This is a genomic window from Kitasatospora sp. NPDC002551, assembly GCF_040296005.1.
GTDB lineage: Bacteria > Actinomycetota > Actinomycetes > Streptomycetales > Streptomycetaceae > Kitasatospora.
Map to the genome: position 1 here is coordinate 16,989 of NZ_JBEOWI010000020.1, position 21,768 is coordinate 38,756.

Annotated in this window: 16 protein-coding genes and 1 pseudogene; 11 read left to right on the plus strand and 6 right to left on the minus strand. The window is 75.0% G+C overall.

All coding sequences use genetic code 11. From position 1 onward, the window contains the following. Positions 1 to 28 precede the first annotated feature (28 nt). On the plus strand, positions 29 to 376 hold the full coding sequence (locus ABT093_RS18675) for a zinc ribbon domain-containing protein YjdM (protein ID WP_350565524.1): 348 nt from the start codon (positions 29 to 31) through the stop codon (positions 374 to 376). A 91-nt stretch (positions 377 to 467) separates the two neighbouring features. Here the strand turns inward: ABT093_RS18675 and ABT093_RS18680 are convergent, their stop codons facing one another. After that, on the minus strand, positions 468 to 830 hold the full coding sequence (locus ABT093_RS18680) for a hypothetical protein (protein ID WP_350565525.1): 363 nt from the start codon (positions 828 to 830) through the stop codon (positions 468 to 470). Positions 831 to 1,370: 540 nt separating this feature from the next. Then, entirely contained in the window at positions 1,371 to 2,741 is a 1,371-nt protein-coding gene (locus ABT093_RS18685; protein WP_350565527.1) for a cytochrome P450, read from the minus strand. Positions 2,742 to 3,056: 315 nt separating this feature from the next. Here ABT093_RS18685 and ABT093_RS18690 point away from each other — a divergent pair, with 315 nt between their 5' ends. After that, positions 3,057 to 3,503 (plus strand): peptidoglycan-binding domain-containing protein, encoded by a 447-nt coding sequence (locus tag ABT093_RS18690; protein WP_350565529.1) that lies wholly within the window; start codon positions 3,057 to 3,059, stop codon positions 3,501 to 3,503. 461 nt (positions 3,504 to 3,964) lie between these two features. Here ABT093_RS18690 and ABT093_RS18695 read toward each other — a convergent pair whose 3' ends face one another. Beyond that, a complete protein-coding gene (locus ABT093_RS18695) occupies positions 3,965 to 4,858 on the minus strand; it encodes a 2OG-Fe dioxygenase family protein (protein WP_350565530.1) in 894 nt (297 codons plus the stop codon). 373 nt (positions 4,859 to 5,231) lie between these two features. Between ABT093_RS18695 and ABT093_RS18700 the strand changes: the two genes are divergently transcribed. The 6 genes and pseudogenes from ABT093_RS18700 (at position 5,232) to ABT093_RS18725 (ending at position 12,505) form a co-directional block, all read left to right on the plus strand. Then, complete coding sequence (locus tag ABT093_RS18700) at positions 5,232 to 5,582, plus strand: CU044_2847 family protein (RefSeq protein ID WP_350565532.1); 351 nt, start codon at positions 5,232 to 5,234, stop codon at positions 5,580 to 5,582. A gap of 3 nt (positions 5,583 to 5,585) precedes the next feature. Beyond that, positions 5,586 to 8,002: pseudogene (locus tag ABT093_RS18705) on the plus strand (nSTAND1 domain-containing NTPase); the annotation flags it as partial. Between the two features lie 96 nt (positions 8,003 to 8,098). Continuing rightward, positions 8,099 to 9,775, plus strand: a complete 1,677-nt coding sequence (locus tag ABT093_RS18710; protein ID WP_502884258.1) for a WD40 repeat domain-containing protein — start codon at positions 8,099 to 8,101, stop codon at positions 9,773 to 9,775. A 61-nt stretch (positions 9,776 to 9,836) separates the two neighbouring features. Continuing rightward, a complete protein-coding gene (locus ABT093_RS18715) occupies positions 9,837 to 10,454 on the plus strand; it encodes a phosphoribosylanthranilate isomerase (protein ID WP_350565537.1) in 618 nt (205 codons plus the stop codon). A gap of 217 nt (positions 10,455 to 10,671) precedes the next feature. Further along, on the plus strand, positions 10,672 to 11,136 hold the full coding sequence (locus tag ABT093_RS18720) for a DUF8821 family protein (RefSeq protein WP_350565539.1): 465 nt from the start codon (positions 10,672 to 10,674) through the stop codon (positions 11,134 to 11,136). A 40-nt stretch (positions 11,137 to 11,176) separates the two neighbouring features. Beyond that, positions 11,177 to 12,505, plus strand: a complete 1,329-nt coding sequence (locus ABT093_RS18725) for a VWA domain-containing protein (RefSeq protein ID WP_350565541.1) — start codon at positions 11,177 to 11,179, stop codon at positions 12,503 to 12,505. Positions 12,506 to 12,952: 447 nt separating this feature from the next. On the opposite strand, the gene ABT093_RS18730 is transcribed toward ABT093_RS18725, so the two are convergent. Then, the gene (locus ABT093_RS18730) at positions 12,953 to 13,720 is read right to left on the minus strand and encodes an HAD-IIB family hydrolase (RefSeq protein WP_350565543.1); all 768 of its coding nucleotides are present in this window, start codon (positions 13,718 to 13,720) and stop codon (positions 12,953 to 12,955) included. Between the two features lie 172 nt (positions 13,721 to 13,892). Between ABT093_RS18730 and ABT093_RS18735 the strand changes: the two genes are divergently transcribed. After that, positions 13,893 to 14,351, plus strand: a complete 459-nt coding sequence (locus ABT093_RS18735) for a peptidase inhibitor family I36 protein (RefSeq protein WP_350565544.1) — start codon at positions 13,893 to 13,895, stop codon at positions 14,349 to 14,351. Here the strand turns inward: ABT093_RS18735 and ABT093_RS18740 are convergent. Both ABT093_RS18740 and ABT093_RS18745 read right to left on the minus strand, forming a co-directional pair. Continuing rightward, positions 14,343 to 15,140, minus strand: coding sequence for an NAD(P)-binding domain-containing protein (locus ABT093_RS18740; RefSeq protein WP_350565546.1), 798 nt, complete (start codon positions 15,138 to 15,140; stop codon positions 14,343 to 14,345). The genes ABT093_RS18735 and ABT093_RS18740 overlap by 9 nt on opposite strands. A 69-nt stretch (positions 15,141 to 15,209) precedes the next feature. Further along, entirely contained in the window at positions 15,210 to 16,418 is a 1,209-nt protein-coding gene (locus tag ABT093_RS18745) for a cytochrome P450 (protein WP_350565548.1), read from the minus strand. 194 nt (positions 16,419 to 16,612) lie between these two features. Here ABT093_RS18745 and ABT093_RS18750 point away from each other — a divergent pair, with 194 nt between their 5' ends. Together ABT093_RS18750 and ABT093_RS18755 are read left to right on the plus strand one after the other, a co-directional pair. After that, complete coding sequence (locus ABT093_RS18750) at positions 16,613 to 17,287, plus strand: GbsR/MarR family transcriptional regulator (RefSeq protein ID WP_502884256.1); 675 nt, start codon at positions 16,613 to 16,615, stop codon at positions 17,285 to 17,287. A 139-nt stretch (positions 17,288 to 17,426) separates the two neighbouring features. Then, positions 17,427 to 21,467, plus strand: a complete 4,041-nt coding sequence (locus tag ABT093_RS18755) for a DEAD/DEAH box helicase (protein WP_350565552.1) — start codon at positions 17,427 to 17,429, stop codon at positions 21,465 to 21,467. Positions 21,468 to 21,768 lie beyond the last annotated feature (301 nt).

Sequence of the window (21,768 nt, forward strand, 5' to 3'; positions counted from 1 at the left end):
CCTTCGAACGACTGGATAGTCTGATCACATGAGCGACAACCTCCCCGCCTGCCCGAAGTGCTCCGGCGAGTACACCTACGAGATGGACGCCCTCATGGTCTGCCCGGAGTGCGGCCACGAGTGGCAGCCCGCCGCCGGTGAGGCCGCGTCCGGCGAGCGGGTGGTCAAGGACGCCGTCGGCAACGTCCTGAGCGACGGCGACACCGTGACCGTCGTCAAGGCGCTCAAGGTCAAGGGCAGCGCCTCCGGCATCAAGGCGGGCACCAAGGTCCGCAACATCCGGCTGGTCGACGGCGTCGACGGCCACGACATCGACTGCCGCATCGAGGGCTTCGGCGCCATGCAGCTCAAGTCCTCCGTGGTGAAGAAGGCCTGACCCGGCCGTAGGAGGGCGGTCCACCTCCGGATGGGCCGCCCTCGCGCGGTTCCGGCGGGCGGCGCGCCCCGGCACCGGCGGTGACGGCCGGTCAGCAGCGGTCGGCCGGGAACCTGGCCGTGATCGGCCCGCCCCGGTACGGGCGCTCCAGCCACACCGGCCGGCCGGCCAGCTCCGAGACCGGCGGGGTGACGTAGAGCAGACCGGGCGCCTCGTCCGGCTCGGCGGTGTCGTACGCCCCGGCCACCACCAGGCGCAGCGCCGTGCACACCGCCCAGTCGGCGTCGGCCGCCGCACCGGCCGGATCGAGCCGGGTGGCCAGCCCGAGCAGCGCCTCGCGCAGGGGCAGGGTGAGACGGGCGACGGGCGCCCCGTCGAGGGCCGGGTGCCCGCTGCCGTCCCGGTGGGGGAGCAGGGTGGTCGCGGCCGGCGGTGTTGCGCTCACTGGAGTCATGCCCAGGGACGCTAGGGGAGACCTCCGACAATGGCCTGGTGCCGCGTCAGTTGCGGTCCCGTGCGGTCCGAAAGGGCGAAGGGTGCGAGCCCGCCGGGGCGGGCCGTCGTTGGGGCCGGTGTCCGGGTGGACGCCCGGGTCACGGGACGGAAGGAGCGGCCGGCATGTCGGACGGACCGGGCGTCGGGTCGCCGGCGCGGAGGGGGACGGCCTCGCGGCCGGCCCGGGTCGCCGCCGCCGCGGCGCTGTGCTTCGGGGCCCTGGCGAGCCCGCTGACCGGGGCGGACCCGGCGCAGGCCGTCACCACCACGAAGACCTACGCCACCCCGGGGCAGTACACCTTCACCGTGCCCGAGGGCGTCACGACCGTGACGATCACCCTCGTCGGCGCCGGCAACGGGCGGTGGCGGCGGGGGACCTCGCGACGGAGCCGGTGGCCGCGGTGGCACGGTCCCCCTGGGTGTTCCGGGCGCCGGTGGGGAGCCCGGCGGCAACGGCTGTGTGACCATCACGTACTGACGGCGAAAGGGGCCGGGCCTGTCAGCTGTCGGCCGCCGCCCGGGGCCGCTTCCGGTCGAGCATCCGCAGCTCCAGGCGCCGCGGCCGCAGGACCGTGGTCAGCCGGACCGGGCGGTCGTCGGCGCGGCGGCCCGGTACCCGGGCGGGGTGCCAGCGGGCCAGGACGGTGGCCAGCGCGATCACCGCCTCGGCGCGGGCGTAGTCGGCGCCGAGGCACTGCCGGGGGCCGTTGGCGAACCCGGCGAAGCCCCAGCGCGGCAGGGCGGCGGCCCGCTCGGGCAGCCAGCGGTCGGGGTCGAAACGGGCCGGGTCGGCGAAGATCCGCGGGTTGTGGTGGGCGACGTACGGGCTGAGCAGCACCTGGCCGCCGCGCGGCAGCGGGCGGCCGCCGAGCTCGGTCGCGCGGGAGCAGGTGCGCAGCAGCACCCAGCCGGGCGGGTGGAGCCGCAGGGCCTCGGTCAGCACCCGGCCGGTGAGGGAGAGCCGCGGCAGATCGCCCCACCCGGCGGGCCGGCCGTCCGGCAGCACCGTGTCGGCCTCCGCCCGCACGGCGGCCAGCGTCTCGGGGTGGGCCGTCAGCAGGCGCAGCGTCCAGGAGAGCTGGGAGGCGGTGGTCTCGGTGCCGGCCAGCAGCATGGCCACGACCTGGTCGTGCAGTTCGGCGTCGGAGAGCGTCGAGCCGTCCTCGTCGCGGGCGGCGACCAGACCGGCCAGCAGGTCGGTGCGGCCCGGGCCGTGCGCCCGGTGGTCGCGCACCAGGTCGGTGACGGTCTGCCGCAGGGTGCGGACCGCCGTCCGGTAGCCGGGGCCGGCCGGCAGCATCCAGAGCCGCCGCAGCGCACCGGCGAAGGCGGTCTCGAAGGCGTGCTGGAGGCGCTCGGCCAGCGCGTCCGGCACCTCGGTGCCGAGCAGGGTGCGCGTCACCACCCGCAGGGTGAAGCGGTAGCAGGCGGGGAAGACGTCCACCACCTCGCCGTGCCGCCAGGAGCCGGCCAGCAGCTCCGCCTCGCGGCTCATCACGGCGGCGTACGCGGCCAGCCGGTCGGGGCGGAACTCCGTTTGCAGCATCCGGCGTTGGCGCCGGTGGTCGGCGTGGGCGCAGGTCGGCAGCCCGTTGCCGAGGACTTCGCGGAAGCGCCGGTAGATCGGCCCGCCCTTGTCGAAGGTGCGGTCGTCGGCGTACACCTGCCGCAGCAGCTCCGGGTGGCAGGGGACGACCATCCGGTGCGTCCCGAGCCGGATCTCCACCAGGTCGCCGTGGCGGTGCAGTCGTCCGAGGAACCGGGCCGGGTCCCGGGCCAGCGCGGGCAGGTGCCCGAGCAGCGGCACCGCCCCGGGCGGCCTCCCGTGGGCGTAGGTCGTGGTGGCGGTACCGCGCGCTGACGAGGACACGGCAGCAGGGTAGGCGCACCGGCGAGCGGCGGACAACAGGCGCGCATTCACCGGCCCGCACGCTCGGCCGGTCGGGGGATTGTCGGGGGTCGGATATCGAATCACCGCTCCGTTCGCGGATCGGACCGGGGCTTTTCCATGGAAGTGGCTCCACCGGTTCCGACCTGCTGCGACGGGGGATTTCCCGGTGCGCTTCCCTGCCGCGTGGATCTTTCCGGGGATCGTTCGGGGAATGCGGAATGGGCATGGTTCTTCGCACGCGACCGGTGCTAGCGTCCCTCTCGCCCCGATTTCCGCACCAGGGAGTGGAAACCCATGGCATCGAACAGCCTCATGAAGGCGCTGGTGGGCCTTCTCACCGCGGCCACCCTCGGCGTCGGCACCCTCGCCGGCGCCACCGCGGCCACCGCCGCGCCCGTCCGGCAGGCCCCCGCCCACACCGCCGGCGTCCGGGCCGTCAACAACCTCGGCCTCAACACCGCCGAGGGCAAGAGCGTCCAGTGCTTCGTCCGTGACTCCGGCTACGACCCGGGCACGATCGACGGCCAGCTCGGCGCCAACAGCTGGAGGGCCTGGCAGAGTTACCTCAACGACCAGGGCTACGACGCCGGGACCGTCGACGGCGCGGTCGGCCCCAACACCATCCGCGCCCTCCAGCGCTTCCTCACCGAACTCGGCTACGACACCGGCGGCATCGACGGCATCGCCGGGTCGAAGACCAAGGCCGCCTGGAAGGCGTTCGCCCAGCTCGGCTGGTGCTGACCGCCTGCTCGCTCCACCGGTAGGACGCCAGCATCCGGCGGGGACCTGTCCGCCCCTCCGGCCCCGCGTACCGGCGGAAGACCATCGGACAGAGCGGCCCGGGCCCGCCTCAGGAACCTCCTGAGGCGGGCCCGCGTCGTTGTCGCCGTACGGTGACGCGGAGTTGAGTACCGCTACTCAGGCGGACGGCGCCCGATCCGGGCAGGATCGTCGTCATGACCAACGATCAGCGGTGGACCGGCCGGGCGGTGGCGGCGGGATGATCTGGGGACGCGGCGGGCCGGCGCAACTTCCGGTCACGGCGGGAAGGGTGCCGCAGTGCCCGGGCCTCGACCATGTGACGTTCGGCGACCGGGCGGAGGCCCGGGACGGCGGTGACCGCCCCCGGTCCGGGCGGGCGGCGCCGTCGGCCGACCGGGTCCCCGAGGCGGCTCTCGCGGACGCTCCGGCGGCGCCGGAGGCTACAGACCGGGGGCGTAGGGGGCGATGCCGATGATGAGGATGTCGCGACGGCCGCGGAGCGTGCCGCCCGGGCCGTCCCCGTCGGTCTCCCCGGCCCCGTCGGCCCCGAGGCGGACCGGGCCGACGTAGTGGCTGACGCGGTGGTCGTGCACGCCGTAGCCGTCCAGCGGTTCGGTCAGCACGAAACGGGCGTGCAGGGCGCCGGGAGGCAGTTCCTCGGGCTGCCGGCCGGCGCTCCCGGCCGTGGCGATGACGTTCTCGCCGCCCTCGATGTTCCGCCGCCCGACCAGGTGCGCGAAGGTGAAGGTGGCCGGTGAACCACCGTCCTGGTGCAGGCAGTTCGGCGAGGACACCGCCACCTGCGCCCGGTCCCGCACACCGAGCGCGATCAGGTGGACGCCGACGTAGACGGGGACGCGCTGCAGTTCCTCCAGCCACAGGGCGTGGCCGAGATCGGCCCGGATCAGCGCGTCGAGCAGCCGGTTCTCGCGCAGGGCGGGCGGAAGATCGGGCAGCCGGCGGCGCACCCGGGGGTACTCGGGGTTGTGCTCGTCCTGCCAGTACTCCGTGACGGTGCCGAACTCCTCGTCCGGGGCGCCCGGAGTGTAGGACAGCAGACCGGTCCACGGCAGGTGGACGGCGTGCGAGTAGCGGCGGAACCGGTTGGTGTGCCGCGCGTACGGGTCCGCGGGCAGGTCGCCGTAGGCGTCGGCGAGCCGGGCGAAGTCCTCGGCCATCGCCCCGGCGTCGACGCCCAGGTCGGCGGCGCTCAGCCGGGCGTAGCCGTCGCGCCGCACGCTCCCGTCCCGGGGCCGGGAGTCGGACGCCGGCAGGACGGGGCCGGACACGGTGGCGGCCGCCGGGCCGGGCAGCGGATACGGAGCGTCGTCCATCGGTCTCTCCGGTTCTCCGGGGATCTCCCCGGTTCGGTCGGGTGCGGTGGGGCGCGGGGCGGGCAGCCGTCGCGACGGCACCCCCGGGGGACGCCCCGCGCCCCGCGCCTGCCCAGAAACCTCCGGTCCAAAAGGCCGGGCCCGGGCCGGTGCCCGCCGTCCCGATCCGGCCCGGGCGCGGAGGCCGGCAAGCCGACCGGGGCGCCGACCGCTCCCGGCTGCCGCGGCCCGGTCGCTGCGCCCGGGCGGTGCCCGCCGTGTGTGAATCCTGTGGACCGCCGAAGGGATTTGACAATTCGTCAGATATTCGCAGGGGTGCGTCGATAGGGTGGCCCGGCCGTCGCCGAGGGCGCAACGGCTGGGAGGGGAGATCATGGGTCGGCAGCTTGCCCGGGTCGCTCTGGAAGGCGGCGGCTCGATACTCTTCGAGGCCTCGGACGAGGCCGCGGGCCCGGTGAAGGCCGGCCGGATCGGTGACGCGGTCCGTGACCTTCCGGTGGCGCTGTCCGCCGCGCTGGCCCCGGTCACCTCCATGGCGCGCACCGTGCTGTCCCACCTGCGCGAGGCGGGACCGGCGGAGGTGGAGGTCGAGTTCGGCGTCGATCTCGCCGCCGAGGCCGGAGTCGTGGTCTCCAGAACGGAGACGGCCTGCCACCTCACCGTACGCCTGGTGTGGCGCAAGGGCGACCACGACCCCGCGGCGGCCGGCGCCCCGGAGGAGTGAGCCGTGGACGGCCGGCACACCGCCCCCGGCAGCGGAACCGCACCTAGCCTGCCCGCCCCGGCCCTGCCCACGGCGGTCGCCCGGATCGTCGGCAGGGACGGCGATCCGGCGGGATCGGCCTTCCTGGTCGCCGACGACCTGCTCGTCACCTGCGCCCACGTCCTGGTGGACGGCGGCTACGGACCCGGTGACCAGGTGGCACCGGACTTCCCCCGCGCGCCCGGCGCCCCGACTGTCACCGGCCGGGTGCTGGCCGAGGCCTGGTGCGGGCCGCGGGAACGGGACGTCGCCCTGGTGCGCCTGGAGCGCGCCGTGCCGGGTACCGCCCCGCTGGCGCTCGGACCGGTGGCCGGCATCCGCGGGCACCGGGTGCGCTCGCTCGGCTTCCCCCGGCAGGCCCCGCCGGGCGGGCACTACGGCTTCGCCACGGCGGGCGACCTGCTGCCCGCCGCCGACGACAGCGGCGACCTGCTGCAGCTCACCGGCGCCAACGACCTGACCACCGGCTTCAGCGGCGGACCGGTCCTGGACGAGGTCACCGGACTGGTGGTCGGCATGGTCACCGCCATCACCGGGCTCGACGCCCACGCCCGCGGGCAGGGCATCGCCTACGCCACCCCCAGCACGGTGCTGCGCGAGGTCTGGCCCGCGCTGGACCAGGACGACGTCTCGCCCTACCGGGCGCTGGAGCCGTTCACCGCCGAGCACGCCCGCTGGTTCCGCGGCCGGGAGGAGGCGGTGGACCAGGTGCTGGCGGGCCTGGCCGGCGGGCGACGGGCGGTGCTGCTGCTCGGCCCGTCCGGGGCGGGCAAGTCGTCCCTGGTCCAGGCGGGCGTCCTGTCGGCGCTCGCGGCCGGCCGGCTGCCGGGCAGCGACCGCTGGCGCCCCGTCGTGGTACGGCCGGGCCGCGACCTCGCGGCCGCGCTCGACCGGGCCGGACTCGCCGACACCGGCACGGCGGGGATCGCGGCGGCCGTCGCCCGGCTGCTCGCCGGCGACCCCGCCCACGACCGCGTCGTGCTGGTCGTCGACCAGTTCGAGGAACTGCTCACCCAGCGGGGAGCCGGGGCCGAACCGGAGGACGGCTCCCTGGACGCCCTGGAGCGGATCACCGCGGCGATCGGCTCCGACGCCGCGCTCAGCGTGCTCCTGGTGATGCGGGACGACTTCTACTCCCGGCTGTCCGCGGCCGCCCCCCGGCTGCTGGACGCGGCGCTGCCCGGGCTGCTCAACGTCCCCGCCACGCTGAGCCGCGCCGAGCTGGAGGCGATCGTCACCGGTCCCGCCCACGACCTGGGCGTGCGCTTCCAGCCGGGACTCGCCGACCAGATCATCGCCGACGTCATGAACACCAACTTCCGCACCGCCGCCGACCTCCGGGCCCCGGTGACGGTGCTGCCCCTGCTGGAGGTCACCCTCAGCCGCCTGTGGGAACGCCGGACCGAGCAGGGCGGCCACCTCACCCACCAGGCCTACCGCCGCATCGGCGGCGTCACCGGCGCCCTCACCGACTGGTGCGACGCCGCGCTCGCGGAGCTCGACGAGCACCAGCGGCCCATCGCCCAGCGGATCTGACGGCACTCGTCCACCCGGCCGACGAGACCCTCAACATCCCGGCCGTGCGCCAGCAACTGGCCCTCGACGAACTGCGCGAGCTGGTCGCCGAGCCGCGCACGCCGGACCTGCCGCGGGCCGTCGACGACGTCCTGGCCGCGCTCACCCGCCACCGCATCGTCTCCACCGCCCTGCTGCCCGACACGGGGCGCGCCGGCGGCGCCGCCGCGGACGACGGCACCCCCGGGGCCGCGGTGGCCGAACTGATCCACGACGCGCTCATCCGCGACTGGGCCACGCTGCGCGGGTGGGTCGAGGAGGGCGCGCGGTTCTTCGACTGGCTCCGGCGCGCCCGCGCCAAGTACGCCCACTGGCGGGAGAGCCGCTCCCGGGCGGACGTCCTGGACGAGGCCCTGGTGGCCGAAGGGGTGCGCTGGTCGGCCCACCGCACCCTGCCGCCCGACGTCGCGGCGTTCCTGCGGACCAGCCACCGCCACCACCAGGGACGGCGCCGGCGCATGGTGATCGCCACGATCACCCTCTCCATCGCCCTGGTCATCGCGGCGGCCGCCGGTGTCTCGGCCTGGCAGCAACAGCGGAAGGCGGCCGACGCGCAGCGCACGGCCTCCTCCCGGGAACTGACCGCCGAATCGAACATCCTCCTCGGCATCGACCCCGACCTTGCCTCGCTCCTGGCGGTCGCCGCGTACCGGATCCGCGGCACCGACGAGGCCACCGCCGGCCTCGACGCCGCTGCGGGCCTTCCCCTGCGCCGCCGCCTCACCGGCCACACCGAGGGCGTGCGGACGCTGGCGTTCAGCCCCGACGGGCGGACCCTGGCCGTCGGCGAGAACGGCCGGACGGTACGCCTGTGGGACACGGAGACGGCCGCGACCGGAAGGGTCCTCAACGCTGCCACCACCGTGGGGTCGCTGGCGTTCGGCGCCGACGGACGGACCCTGATGACGGCCGGCGCTTCGGGCACGGTCCAGGCGTGGGACCCGGCCACCGGCGCCGACCAGATCGTGCTCGTGTGGGAGAACACCGGCACCGAGGAGGTGGCCCTGGCGCCCGGCGGACGCTTCCTGGCCGGAGGCGGCCTCCGGAGTACGGCGCAGGTGCGGGACGTCGTCAGCGGCGACAGCCGTACGATCGGCCCCGAGCACCGCGGAGTCGTGAGCACCAAGGTGTTCAGCCCCGACGGGCGGACCCTGGCCACCGGTGGCCCCGAGAACCCGGTGACGTTGTGGGACGTGCCCACCGGCGGCAGCCGCGCCACCCTCCCCGAGACCGCCGCCGCGGCGGCGTTCAGCCCGGACGGGCGGATCCTGGCCACGGGCGGCGACGACGGCACGGTGCGGCTGTGGGACGCGGACACCGGCGCGGCCCGGGCCACGCTCACCGGCCACATCGGCGGCGTGCGCACCCTGGCGTTCAGCCCCGACGGGCGGACGCTCGCCACCGGCGGCTTCGACCGCAGGGTGCGGCTGTGGGACGTGGTGACCGGCGGCAGCCGCACGGTGCTCAGCGGCCACACCGACACCGTGACGGCCGCGCTGTTCAGCCCCGACGGGCGGACCATCGCCACGGGCAGCCAGGACGGCACGGTCCGGCTGTGGGACGAGGCCGTCGCGACCGGCCGCCTCACCCTCACCGGCCGCAGCGGCCTGATGACCACGCTGGCCTTCAGCGGCGACGGGAGCACCCTCGCCACCGCCATCCTCGACCCCGAAGGCACCACGCTGCTGCTGTGGGACGTGGCCACCGGCACCAGCCGCGCCCTCGAAGGCCACCCCAGGGCCGTCTGGTCGGTCGCCTTCAGCCCGGACGGCAGGACGATCGCCGGCGGAAGCGACGACGGCACGGTGCTGCTCTGGGACGTGCCCACCGGGACCAAGCGCGCCCTTCCCGGCCATACCGGCCCCGTCTGGTCGGTCGCGTTCGGCCCGGGCGGGCGGATGCTGGCCAGCGGCGGCGGCGACGGTACACTGCGGCTGTGGGACCTGCCCGACGGCGCCAACCGCACCCTGTTCGACCGCCGCACCGATGAGGTGTACGCGGTGGCGTTCAGCCCCGACGGGCGGATCCTCGCCACCGGGAGCCGCGACGGCACGGCGCGGGTGTGGGACTGGGTCACCGGCGTCAGCCGCACGGTCCTCGCCAACCAGCACGGCTATCCCGGACACGTGGTCGGGGTGGAGTTCAGCCCCGACGGGCGGACCCTGGCCGTCGGCAGCCTGAACGGCACGGTGGTGCTGTGGGACGTCGCCGCCGGCGCCGTCCGGACCCGGCTCACCGGCCACATCGGCGGTGTGCGCACGCTGGCGTTCAGCCCCGACGGGCGGACCCTGGCCACCGGCAGCTTCGACCGCACGGTGCGGCTGTGGAACGTGGCCACCGGCACCGGCCTCACCACCCTGAACGGTCACACCGGGTACGTGATGGGTCTGGCCTTCCGCCCCGACGGGCGGAGCCTGGCCACCGGCAGCGACGACCGCACGGTCCGCGTGTGGAGCATGTCCTACCCCGCCCCCGACGAGGCCGTCGCCATGGTCTGCCGCGCGGTCGGCCGGGACCTGACCCCGCAGGAGCGGTCGGTCTACCTGCACGGGGACTGGAACCGGCCGGTCTGTCCCTGAGACCGGCGGGGCCCTTCGCCTGTAACCTGGCAGCCGCCGTCCAGTAGGGAGATCCCGGAACGTGTTCGTGAAGATCTGTGGTCTGAGCACCGCCGCGGACGTCGCCGCCGCGGTCGAAGCCGGTGCCGACGCGGTGGGGTTCGTACTCACGGAGAGTCCGCGCCGGGTGGAGCCCGAGCTGGCACGGGAACTGGCCGCCGCGGTGCCCGAGGAGGTGCTGACGGTCGCCGTCTTCCGCGAGGAGCCCGCCGCGTACGTGCGGGAGGCGGTGCGTGCCACCGGCCTGCGGGCGGTGCAGCTGCACGGCAACCACCCGGCGTCCGCCTTCGCGGAGCTGTCCGACCTGAACGTGCCGCTGATCCGGGCCACCTCGGCCGCGGCGGCGGCCGGCGCCGACTCCGGGGACTTCGGCGAGGACCTGCTGCTGCTCGACGCCCCGGTCGCGGGCGCCGGCGAGCCGTGGGACTGGTCCGAGCTGGGCAGCAAGCCCCCGGCCGGCAAGTGGGTGCTCGCCGGCGGCCTGAACCCCGCGAACGTCGCCGCCGCCATCGCGGCCGCCGCCCCCTGGGGCGTCGACGTCTCCAGCGGCGTCGAGGTCCGCCGCGGCGTCAAGGACCCGGCCCTCATCGCCGCCTTCCTGCGCGCCGCCAAGTCCGCCGAGTCCGCCGAGTCCGCCTGATCCGAGGACCCCGGCCCGGAGGGGGAACCGGGGAGGAGGGCGCGGACCGAGGGCCGTCACGGGCTGTCAGGGGCGGTCGCGTGGCAGCCCGGGCGGCGGGCCGCGGACCCGCGGTCGACACGCCGGCCGATCGTTGCCGGGGCGGGGGGAGCCCGGATTGCTACGGTTGACGCCCCTGGGAGCCGGGGGGCCGGGGGCGCACGAGAAGGAATCCGCCATGACCTACACCGTGGCCTTCGACGCCGTGTCGACCGTCGGTCTGGAGTCGTCACCCGTCGCGGACGCGCTCGCGGGCCTGCGGGCGAACGAGGCGCGGTACTTCAGGAACAAGTACGACCACGTCTTCACGGTGGAGGCCGCGGCGGACGCCCCGGAGGTCGTCGACTGGGTGCACCGGATCCTCCGGGAGGAGCGCGGGATCGTCATCGCCTCCAGGCCGCTGGAGGCGACGGCCTTCCAGGTCGAGGGCATCCGGATGGCGTACGTCTTCTACCGGAGCGGCCTGTCGGTCAACGTGATGTACTCCCTCGACGACGCCGGGAAGCGGGCCGTCGGGTTCAAGCTCGCGGAGGGGATGGAGGTCCCGGAGGAGCTCGCCTCGCGGTTCAGGTTCGCGCGGCAGAGGTCGAAGCTCGCCGGGACCATCCGCGGATCGTTCTTCGTCATCAAGAACGCGTACTGAGCCGGCCTGCTCCGCCCCGGTGCCCGGGCAGACTGGGGGGATGAACGAGCGAGTGCTGAGCGCGGGTGGCAACGTTCCGGTCGAGGCCGGTGGCGTCCGGGTGGACGTGTCCTGGGCGGAGGGGCCGGACGTCGACGTGTCGGCGGTGCTGGTGGCGGGGGACGGGAAGGTCCGGGGCGACGGGGACTTCGTGTTCTACAACCAGCCGCGGCACGCCTCGGGGGCGGTGACGCACCGGGGGAGGACGGGTGACGGGGCCGGGGTGGTGACGGAGCGGATCGAGGTGGACCTCCGGGCGGTGGAGCCCGGGGTGGAGCGGATCGTGCTCGCCGCGTCGGTGGACGGCGGGGTCTTCGGGCAGGTGCGGGGGTTGTCGCTGCGGCTGGTGGACGCCGGGACGCAGGCGGGGCTGGCGCGGTTCGACGTGGTGGCCGGGCCGGAGACGGTGCTGATAGGCGGGGAGTTGTACCGGCGGGGCGGGCAGTGGAAGTTCCGGGCCGTCGGGCAGGGGTACGCCTCGGGGCTGGCCGGGCTGGCCGCGGACTTCGGGGTCACCGTGGAGGAGGAGGCGCCGCCGCGGCCGGTGCCGGTGCCGGTGCCGAGCATGGAGAAGGAGGAGGAGCGGCTGCCGCCCGAGATGCGGGAGCGGCTGTCGCTGCGCAAGCGGCAGGTGGCGGTCAGTCTGGAGAAGCACGGCGCCGCGGGGCTCGTCGCGCGGGTCGTCCTGGTGCTGGACGCCTCCGGCTCGATGACGGGACTCTACGCCCGGGGCGTGGTGGCCGACGTGGTCGAGCGGATGGTCGCGGTGGCGACCCAGCTGGACGACGACGGGGCCATGCAGGCCTGGACGTTCGCCTCGAACCCGGCGCGGCTGCCCGACCTGCGGGTGGGGGAGCTGCCGCAGTGGCTGCGGCACGTGCGGGTCGGGCAGCTGGGCGGCCTGTTCGGACGCCGCAGGCGCCGGGAGCCGCTGCCCGGCGGCGAGGTGGACATGAAGGCGGTCGGGATCGGCAACGAGGAGCAGAAGGTCATCGCCGAGGTCCGGGAGTACGTGCGCCGGAACCCGGCGGCGGTGCCGACGCTGGTGCTGTTCTTCTCCGACGGCGGTGTCTACCGCAACACCGACATCGAGCGCGAGCTGCGCGCGGCCGTGGAGGAGCCGCTCTTCTGGCAGTTCGTGGGGCTCGGGCGCTCCGACTACGGCGTGCTGCAGCGGTTCGACGAACTGCCCGGACGGCGCGTCGACAACGTCGGCTTCTTCGCGGTGGACGACATCGGCAGCCTGCCCGACGCCGACCTGTACGACCGGCTGCTGTCCCAGTTCCCCCGCTGGGTCACCGCCGCCCGCCAGGCCGGCATCCTGGCGTAGCTCAGTGGCTGTTGAGGCTGGTGTCGTTCCACCAGCCCTGGCGGCCGGCCGTGAAGGTGACCGTGCGGCTGCCGAGGGTGCCCTCGTACGACCGGCCCTTCGTCAGGGGGCTCTTGGCGACGACGCCCTTGGGGTCCTTGACGGCCGGGACGGTGACGGCGGCGGCGTGGTCGAGGTCGGGCGAACCTGTTGATCATCTGGAAGGCGTGGACGGCGACGAAGTAGAGCGGAAGGTGGTAGGCGAAGACCGTCGTCGTGCCGATGAGGAGGAAGCGGTGGCCGTGCCGTGGTTCGGCGCCGGCCTCGTCGGGCTTGGCGTGCACGTCGGGGGTGGTCATGCGGGGTCTCCTCGGGAACGGGAACCGGCCGGCTCGAAGGGCCGGGGGGCCCTCAGGGTGGCAGATCGCGTACGACCTGACGCTCCGCCGAGCGGCCGCTGCGCGGGCTTCACCCGGACGCCGCGCCCGCGGGGGAGGGCGGCTGCTCGGGGGCGGGGTCCGGGGCGAGCCAGCCGAGCGTCTCCAGTGCCGCGTGGATGGCGGCCGCGCCGGGCAGGCCGGGGCGGTGCACCCGCCGGTCGCCGGCGAGGGCGGCGAGCAGAGCGGGTTCGGCGCCGCCGACCACCACCGCGTGGGCGTCCAGGTGGTACAGCGAGAGGTCGTTCAGGGAGTCGCCGGCGACCAGGACCTCCTCCGGCCGCCAGCCGTGCTTCCCGGCCAGGGCGCGTACGGCGTTGCCCTTGGAGGCGCGCGGCGGCAGGACGTCGAAGTAGCGCTCCCCGGAGTACACCCAGGCGCAGCCGAGCGCCTCGACGGCGGCGGTGAGCTCGCCGGTGAGGTGGCCCGGTGTCAGGTGGTAGGAGCAGCGGCCGTCCTGGACGGTGTCGTGCTGGTAGGCGAGGGCCGGGAAGCGGCCCAGTGCGGCGCGCACGTGCTCCGTGCCCGGCCAGCCGGCCCGCAGCTGGTCCTGGAGGCACTCCACGGGGGTGAAGTCCGTGCCGTCGGCGACACCGGCGCCGACGTCGGAGATGATCCACCGGGGCCGCGGGACGAGCGGGTCGCGCAGCACCTGGCGGACCGAGGCCAGGCCCCGGCCGGTGGCGAAGACCGGGGTCACCTCGGGGTGGCGGTGCAGTGCGTCCCGTAGCCGCCGCCGCTGTTCCGGGCTGCCGCCGAGCAGGGTGCCGTCCAGATCGGTGACCAGAATCCTCGACATCGCAGGAAGCTAGCACGCTCACCGGCCGTGGTGAAGTGCTCACCTCGGGTGCGGGGGTCGGTGGAAGCCTCGATGCGGTCGACCTCGCCGGTGGGGTGGTCGGCCCGGTCGGCCCGGTCGGCGAGGCGGTGGGCAGAGGGGTGCACGCAGCTCGTCAGCGTGCCGGGTGCACATGCGCGTTCGTCTGGGCCTGGCCGCCGTCGCGGCTGCCGCCTGCCTCGCCTCGACCGGCGCGGCGAGCCCCTCCCGGGCCGTCACCGCCTCGACGGGGCAGGCGGAGGCCGCGGCCCCGCAGCGCGCGGCCGAGCAGTGCGGCGCAGGACAGATCTGCTTCCGGCGCGACCGGAACCACTCGGGAACCCCGTGGCGGTGGTCGCCGCCGAACGGCTACCGAGACCTGCCGGCCAACCTGCACGACCACGTGTACTCCTTCTACGCCAACGCCCGCGCCTGCTTCATCGACTGGGACCCCGTCGAGCGCCGCGCGGTCAACAGCGGCGACTACGCCAAGGCCTACGACACCAACGTCGGCAAGCGGACCGACGCCGTGGACGTCCGCTGCTGCCGGTCCGATCCGGCAGGGCCCGGCGAGGCCGGGGCGGGAAAGGCGTTCGGTTCTTCGTCACCGTGACGGAGAGCCGGACTCCGGCTCCTGGTTCAGGTCGGCGAGGAGGCCTTCCAGGGCCTTCGTGAGGGCGGCGGTGTTGGCCGGGTCGAACCAGGTGGTGCGGAGGCGTTCGTTGCTTCCGCCGGGTGTCTCGTGGTCGGCGGCGAGCCGGTGGAGGGGGCGGGTCCGGTCGGAGAGGGAGCGGCCGGCGGCCTGGAAGAGGCCGCGCACGTAGGCGTCGGCGGCGTCGGGGGCGATGCCGTGGCCGGCGGCCCAGGAGGTGAGCGTGGTGAGGTAGGCGTAGTGGGTGGTGAGGGTCGAGGTCAGGGCGGAGAACACGTTGAAGGCCTCCTCGTCCGCGACGGGCAGTGCTCCGCCCAGGCGCTCGAAGAGCGCGTCCACCACCGGGTGCGAGGGATGGGTCACGGTGACGGCGCCGCGCTCGCGCACGGCGGGCAGCGGGATGGCGCGGACGATCGGGGCGCCGGTGGCCAGGGCCCGGCGCAGGTCGTGGGTGGAGACGCCGGCCATCACGTTGACCACGGTCCTGTCGTCGTCGACCGTCAGGCCGGCGAGCGCCTCGTGGTGGTCCTGGCGGCGTACCGCGATGACCACCACCTCGGAGCGGTCCACCACCTCCTGGTTGTCGGCGCAGACCCGGATGCCCTCGAAGCGCCCGGCCAGTTCGGCGGCGGTGCGGGCACCTCGGGGGGAGAGGAAGACCTCCGGCGACGCACCGCCGCCGCCGGAGCGCAGGCCTTCGACGATCGCCCGGCCGATCTCGCCCACGCCGATGATGCCGATGCGCTGCACGGTGTCCTCCCGCGGGGAACGGTGGTCATGGCCGGTGGTGGTTCGGAATTGACGTGACGGCAGCCGAGACTACCGGCTGCCGGCCGTCAGAGGGGTCCAGGTGACGGGGAGGGCCGAGACGCCGTGGACGTCGGCGGCTTCGGGGCGCAGGGGGACGTCCTCGGCGGGGACGGCGAGGCGGAGGGCGGGGAAGCGGTCGAGGAGGGCGCGCAGGGCGACGCGCAGTTCGACGCGGGCGAGTTGCTGGCCCAGGCACTGGTGGACGCCGTGGCCGAAGGCGAGGTGGCTGCCGTCCTGTCGGCGGAGGTCGAGGGTGTGGGGGTCGGGGAAACGGTCGGGGTCGCGGTTGGCGGTGTTGTAGGACAGGAGGACGGTGGTGCCGGCCTCGACGGTCACGCCGGCGAGTTCGACGTCCTCCAGGGCCGTGCGCATGAAGGACTTGGCGACGGTCAGGTAGCGCAGCAGTTCTTCCACGGCCTGGTCGGTGAGGGCGGGGTCGGCGCGCAGGGCGGCCAGTTGGGCGGGGTTGCGGAGGAGGGCGAAGGTGCCGAGGGCCAGGGTGTTGGCGGTGGTGTCGAATCCCGCGGAGAGCAGGATGAGCGCGATGCCCTGCAGTTCCTCGTCGGTGAGGTCACTGTCGGTGAGGTCGCTGAGCACGTCGTCGGTGGGGTGGGCGCGTTTGGCGGCGACCAGCTGGGCGAGGTACCGCTGGGTGGAGGTGTAGGCCGCGATCAGTTGGTCCGGGTCGCTCTCCCCGTTGAGGAAGGTCTCGATCTGGCTCTGGAAGGAATCCCGGTCCTCGTAGGGGACGCCCAGCAGCTCGCAGATGATGATGGCGGGGACGGGCTTGGCGAAGGCGGTCACCAGGTCGGCCGAGGGGCCGGCCTGTTCCATGGCGTCCAGGCAGTCGGCGGTGACCTGCTCGATGCGCTCGGTGAGCTGCCGCATCCGCCGGGCGGTGAACTTGCCCACCAGTGGCTTGCGGTAGCGCCCGTGCTCCGGGTCGTCGGTGAGCAGGAACTCGCCGGGCGGGGCGGGCGGAAGGGCGTAGTCGACGACGTTCATGAGGTCCTTGCGGGAGCTGAAGCGCGGGTCGGCCAGGACCGACCGGACGAGGTCGTAGCCGGTGATCAGCCAGCCGGGCTGTCCGCCGGCGTGGGTGAACCGGCTGATGGGGCCGTGCCGGCGGGCTTCGAGCAGCTCGGCGGACGGGGCGAAGGGACATCCGGATTCGCGGGTCGTCGGCGACGTCGTGACGGTGTGCGGGGATTCACCCATGGTCGTTCCTCGGCTCGTGCGGAGGTGTTTCCGAAGTATGTTCGGAATATCTCGAAAGCTACGTTGCGTTCAAGCTGTCGTCAATTGTCGAAATCTCGTTTTCCCAGGTGAAAGCCCATAAATTGATGCAATGAGGCTGCGGTCGAATGCAATGCGCCGTTGCAATGAATGCCGTCGAAGGCAATACTTCCGGCATGCCAGGAGGACGCTTGACCCCGCAGGAGCGCCAGCGCATCTCGGCCGGACTCGCCGGCGGGCTTTCCTACGCCGAGATCGCCAGACGGCTCGACCGGCCGACCTCGACGATCAGCCGGGAGGTCGCACGCAACGGCGGAGCCAGCGGCTACCGGCCCCAGGCGGCGCAGCAGGCGGCGGCCCGCCGGGCGCGGCGCGGCACGCCGCCGGCTCCGCCCGCGCCCGGACCGGTGGTCGACGCGGTGGCGGAGCTGATCGTGGCGGGGGCGGTCAGATCGGGGATGCCGAGGATGACGGCGCGCGTGCACGTCGACCTGCTGCTGTCCGAGGACGGCAGGCGCACCGCCGCCGAGCTGGCCCGCAGGCTGCGGGTCAGCCCTGCCTCCGTCTCGGTGGCCGTCAACTCCCTCGTCGAGAGCGGCTACATCCGCCGTGAGCGCGATCCTCAACGGCGCCGTGACGTCTACGTGGTCGACGACGATGCCTGGTACCGGTCCATCGTGATCAGCTCCCGGCAGACGCTGGAGACGGCGCACGCCGCGACGGACCTCGTGGAGGCCTGGGGCGCGGACAGCCCGGTGGCGCTGCGGCTGGCCAAGGGGGGCGCGTTTCTGGAGCGGGTCATCCAGGACATGCTCGATTCGGCCGAACGCTGGCGCGGCCTGCTGTCCTGACGCACGCTCCCGGACCGGTGCTCCTCGGGACGACCCCGGGGGGACCTCGGCCCGGCCGACCGGTGTCGGGTAGATTCTGCGGACGGTTGATCGGCACGCGAAGCGGCTGTGAGCTGCGGGTTCGACACGGGGGAGCGGCATGCGGACGGGGCGGCGGCGGGAGCGGGGGCGGCGGGCGGCCGACCTGCTGGAGTGCTGGCGGGCGATCGAGCTGTTCAGCCCGCCGGGCATTCCGGACCTGCCGCGCAAGCGGCGTGCGGGCAGGCCGCGGGCTTCCGACACGTTCGTCGTGGACCTCGTGCCGGGGGCGGGGCAGGCCGCGCCGGTGCTGCCGTGGTCGGCGGAGCATCCGGACACGGCGCCGTGGCGGGCACCGCGCGGGATGGTGTGGCGGCACGAGGTGTACGGCGGGCTGTTCGACCTGGAACTGCTGCGTCAGGCGATGATCGCGGCACTGCCGGCGGGGACCGAGCCGGATCCGGGGGTGCCGCAGGAGGAACTGGTGCTGTCGGGGCGGAGCGCGATGTTCGCGCTGGTCCTGGACGAGCACGGGCGGCCGGTCGACGGGACGTCGGTGGTGTCGGCGTGCGCCTGGGCGACGGGCCGGCTGTTCGATCCGGGGCCGTCGGCGCCCGGGTGGCTGGACGGCTTCGAGGAACTGGGCGAGGCGTTCGAGGTGGCGGTGGGTCGGTTGGCCGCCGCGCCGATCGTGTACGCCGCCGGCGGGACCCTGCCGGAGGGTCCGCGCGGACTCCAGCCGGGACCGGCCACGGACGACGCGGCGGTCCGGGGCTGGCGGCAGGCGCTGGCCGAGGTGCTGGGCGGCGCCGCGGTGGCGGCGGTGGGGATGCTGCTGGGCGAAGTGGCCGGGGCCGTGATCCAGGGGGCGGCCGATCCCTTGGTGCGCAGGGTGTCGGACTGGGTGGCGGCGCGCCGTCCCGTGCCGGCCGGAGCCGCCGGGACCGCCGGGACCGCCGGGACCGTCGTCGGGACCGCGGGACCGGCCGTGCCGACGGGACCGGGGGAGCCCGAAGGAAGCGCACCCGCCGACGGAACCTCACCCGCCGACGGGCCCCGCCCCGACCTGCGGACCGTCGCGTTCGCCGACCTCGTCGCCCTGACCGCCCAGATCGCCCACCTCTGCGGGGTCCAGGAGCGCCTGGACCCGCGCACGGTCCGCGTCTGCAGCCGGCTCGTCCGCCTGCCGCGCGATCCCGACGCGAAGCCCACCGCCGCGCAGCCGTTCCTCAACAGCCTCCTGCCGCCCGACCTCACCCGGGTCCGCGCCGCGCTGGAGGACGGCGCGGACAGCGGGGGAGGCCTCGGCCCCGCCCTGGACGCGTACCTGACCTCCCGCGCCGACATCGCCGTCCACGCCCGCACCGACCTGCGGGAGGACCGCCGGGCCGTCCTGGACGTCCTCGACCCGGCCCTCGTCCCCGCAGGACGCTGGCCGGCCAAGGCGAAGTACCCGCTCGCGCTCAGCCAGCAGTTCGCCGTCAACCGGATGCTGGCCGACCGGGAGGGGACCGACGGAGGCCTCTTCTCCGTCAACGGCCCGCCCGGCACGGGCAAGACCACCATGCTGCGCGACCTGGTCGCCGCCCTCGTCGTCGAACGGGCCACCGTGATGGCCTCCTTCGAGCGGCCCGAGGACGCCTTCGTCGGCCGGGCCTGGCGCGGCAAGGACCGACAGGGGCGCCACGCCCGCTTCGTCGCGGCGCTCGACCCCAGGCTCACCGGCCACGAGATCGTGGTCACCTCCTCCAACAACGGCGCCGTGGAGAACGTGACGGCCGAACTGCCCGGCGCCGCCGCCCTCGACGAGTACTGGCACGACGGCCCCGACCACTTCTCCGACCTGGCATCCGCCCTGCTCGACGGTGCGCCCGCCTGGGGCCTGGTGGCCGCCGTGCTCGGCAACAAGTCGAACCGGACGAAGTTCGCCCAGCGCTTCTGGTGGGGCCGCCTCCCCGAGCGGGAAGCCGACGCGCGCACCGCCCGGGGGCTGCCCCCGCTGCGCGGCATGAACGCCGTCCTGGGGGACTGGGTGGCGCCGAGCACCCCGAAGACCCGAACCGCGCGCACCGCGGACGCGACCACCGGCGCCGGCACCGGCACCGCCCAGCCGGTGCCCTCCTGGCCGCAGGCCGTCGCCGCCTTCGAGGCCGCCCGGGCCGAGGTCGAACGCCTGCGCGCCGAACGGATCCGCCTCGCCGCCACCCTGGCGGACACCGCGCAGGACCGGGGCCCGCGGCGCCTCGACGCCCTGCACGCCGGCCTCGCCGACGCAGACCGGCGTGCGGCGGAGGCCGCTGCCCGGCACGCCGCCGCCACCACGGCCGCCGCCGGCGCCCGCACCGCCTCCCTCGCCGCCGAAGCCGCGCACGACGCCGCGGCCCGTGACGTCCCCCGGGCCCGAGCCACCCTCGCCGAGGCCCGCGCGGACCTGGCCGCCGCCCGCGAACGGGCGTCCCACCACCGCGAGTACGTCGAGGCCCTGACGGCCCGGCACGAAGCGCCGTCCGCCGCCGAACCGGGCCTGCGCTCCGGGCTGCGCCGCCTGCTCCGGACCGCCGCCGAACGCCAGGCCGACGAGGCGCAGCGCGAACGCACCCAGGCCGAGATCCTCGACCTGCTGGTGCGGCAGCGCTCCGCCCTGGAGGACGCCCAGGAGCACCTCGCCCGCTGCGTCCGTGCCGAGGATCTCGCGGCCACCGACCTGCACACCCGCTCCACCGCCGCACTCGACGCGGCCGCCGCGGCCGCCGACCGGGCCCGTGCGGACGAGGCCGCCGCCCGGAGGGCAGAGGCCGCCGCGCTGGAGGCCGTGCGGCAGGCCCGGCACGACGCCGCGGCCGCCCGGAGCGACCTGGACGCCGAGACCGCCGCCCTGGACACCGCCCACCGCGCCCTGCGCCGGGCCGCCACCGATCTTCCCTCCCTGCCCGTGGACTGGGTCCATCTCGACGACCGGGAACAGGAGCTCGGCTCGCCCTGGTCCGACGAGGCCTGGTGCACCGCCCGCAGCGACCTGTTCATGCGCGCCCTGGACCTGCACCGCGCCTTCGTCGCCGCCAACGCCAAGCGGGTCCGCGGCAACCTCCTCGTCCTGACGGAACTCATGACGGGCACCAACGGCCCCGTCCCCGACGAGGAGGTCCTGCGCGCCTGGCAGACCCTCTTCCTCCTCGTCCCCGTCATCTCCACGACCTTCTCCTCCATCGGCAGCATGTTCGCCCGCCTCGGCAGGGGCGCCATCGGATGGGTCCTCGTCGACGAGGCCGGACAGGCCACCCCCCAGGCCGCCGTCGGCGCCCTGTGGCGCGCCCGCCGGGCCGTCCTCGTCGGCGACCCCCTGCAACTCGAACCCGTCGTCACCATGCCCGGCGCCCTCCAGCGCCGCCTGCTGCTCGCCCACGGCGTCGACGAGGAGTGGCTGCCCTCCGCCACCTCCGCCCAGGCCGTCGCCGACCGCGTCAACCGCCACGGCACCTACCTGCCCGACCCCACCGGCGCCGACGGGTCCACGGTCTGGGTCGGCTCGCCCCTGCGCGTCCACCGCCGCTGCGAGGAACCCATGTTCACCGTCAGCAACGACGTCGCCTACGGCGGGCTGATGGTGTACGGCACCCATCCGCAGCCCTTCCCCGGCCAAGACTGCGACGGCCTCCTCCCCAGCCGCTGGCTCGACACCCCCGACCCCGCCCGCGACGGCGATGCCCCCTGGGGCGAACGCGACCGCCGCGCCCTGGAGTTCGTCCTGCGCCTGCTCGACCGTCACGGCGTCGCGCCCGAACGCCTGCGCATCATCGCCCCCTTCCGCGCCCTCGTCCGCGAGGCCCGCGAGACCTGCGCCGAGGCCGGATGGACCGCCGAGCAGCTGGACGAACGCTGCGCCACCGTCCACCGGGCCCAGGGCAAGGAGGCCGACGTCGTGCTCCTCCTCCTCGGCAGCAACCGCCCCGGTGCCCGCGCCTGGGCGGCCGGCAGCCCGCACCTCCTCAACGTGGCCGCCAGCCGGGCGAAGCGGCGGCTGTACGTCATCGGCGACCGCGCGCTGTGGGCGCCGCTGCCGCACTTCGACGTCCTCGCCGCCGAGTTGCCGGTCTACGACCACCTCCGCGACCGCGACGCCTGGCCCCTCGACGGACCCGGCCCGGGGCGGACCGCCACGTAGCTCCTCCGCGGAGTTCGGCGAGCACGCGTCAGGTCCTCCGTGCGGCGGTGACGCGGCGTCAAGCGTGACCTGTCCGGCCGCACGACGGGCCCTCGAAAATTCGCGTGCGGAACCGGGCGGGAGTTCGGTACCGTGTACGAAGGAGTGCCGGGAAGCCTGGTCGGCGAACAAGGGACAGCTGTGTCCGCGGGCCGGTCCGGGGGTGGTGTACGTGCACTCGACACAAGGCCCGCCGGCACGCCCCCGGCCCGGCCGCGACCGCGGATCCGCCGACCCTTCACGCCGGCCCGCCCGGGCTCCG

What these genes read in the sequence shown, in the direction of transcription:
- ABT093_RS18680 (WP_350565525.1), bottom strand. Translation starts at nt 830, where the DNA reads ATGACTCCAGTGAGCGCAACACCGCCGGCCGCGACCACCCTGCTCCCC.
- ABT093_RS18745 (WP_350565548.1), bottom strand. Translation starts at nt 16,418, where the DNA reads ATGGGTGAATCCCCGCACACCGTCACGACGTCGCCGACGACCCGCGAA.
- ABT093_RS18690 (WP_350565529.1), top strand. Translation starts at nt 3,057, where the DNA reads ATGGCATCGAACAGCCTCATGAAGGCGCTGGTGGGCCTTCTCACCGCG.
- ABT093_RS18710 (WP_502884258.1), top strand. Translation starts at nt 8,099, where the DNA reads ATGACGGCCGGCGCTTCGGGCACGGTCCAGGCGTGGGACCCGGCCACC.
- ABT093_RS18725 (WP_350565541.1), top strand. Translation starts at nt 11,177, where the DNA reads ATGAACGAGCGAGTGCTGAGCGCGGGTGGCAACGTTCCGGTCGAGGCC.
- ABT093_RS18700 (WP_350565532.1), top strand. Translation starts at nt 5,232, where the DNA reads ATGGGTCGGCAGCTTGCCCGGGTCGCTCTGGAAGGCGGCGGCTCGATA.
- ABT093_RS18735 (WP_350565544.1), top strand. Translation starts at nt 13,893, where the DNA reads ATGCGCGTTCGTCTGGGCCTGGCCGCCGTCGCGGCTGCCGCCTGCCTC.
- ABT093_RS18730 (WP_350565543.1), bottom strand. Translation starts at nt 13,720, where the DNA reads ATGTCGAGGATTCTGGTCACCGATCTGGACGGCACCCTGCTCGGCGGC.
- ABT093_RS18695 (WP_350565530.1), bottom strand. Translation starts at nt 4,858, where the DNA reads ATGGACGACGCTCCGTATCCGCTGCCCGGCCCGGCGGCCGCCACCGTG.
- ABT093_RS18720 (WP_350565539.1), top strand. Translation starts at nt 10,672, where the DNA reads ATGACCTACACCGTGGCCTTCGACGCCGTGTCGACCGTCGGTCTGGAG.
- ABT093_RS18675 (WP_350565524.1), top strand. Translation starts at nt 29, where the DNA reads ATGAGCGACAACCTCCCCGCCTGCCCGAAGTGCTCCGGCGAGTACACC.
- ABT093_RS18755 (WP_350565552.1), top strand. Translation starts at nt 17,427, where the DNA reads ATGCGGACGGGGCGGCGGCGGGAGCGGGGGCGGCGGGCGGCCGACCTG.
- ABT093_RS18750 (WP_502884256.1), top strand. Translation starts at nt 16,613, where the DNA reads ATGCCAGGAGGACGCTTGACCCCGCAGGAGCGCCAGCGCATCTCGGCC.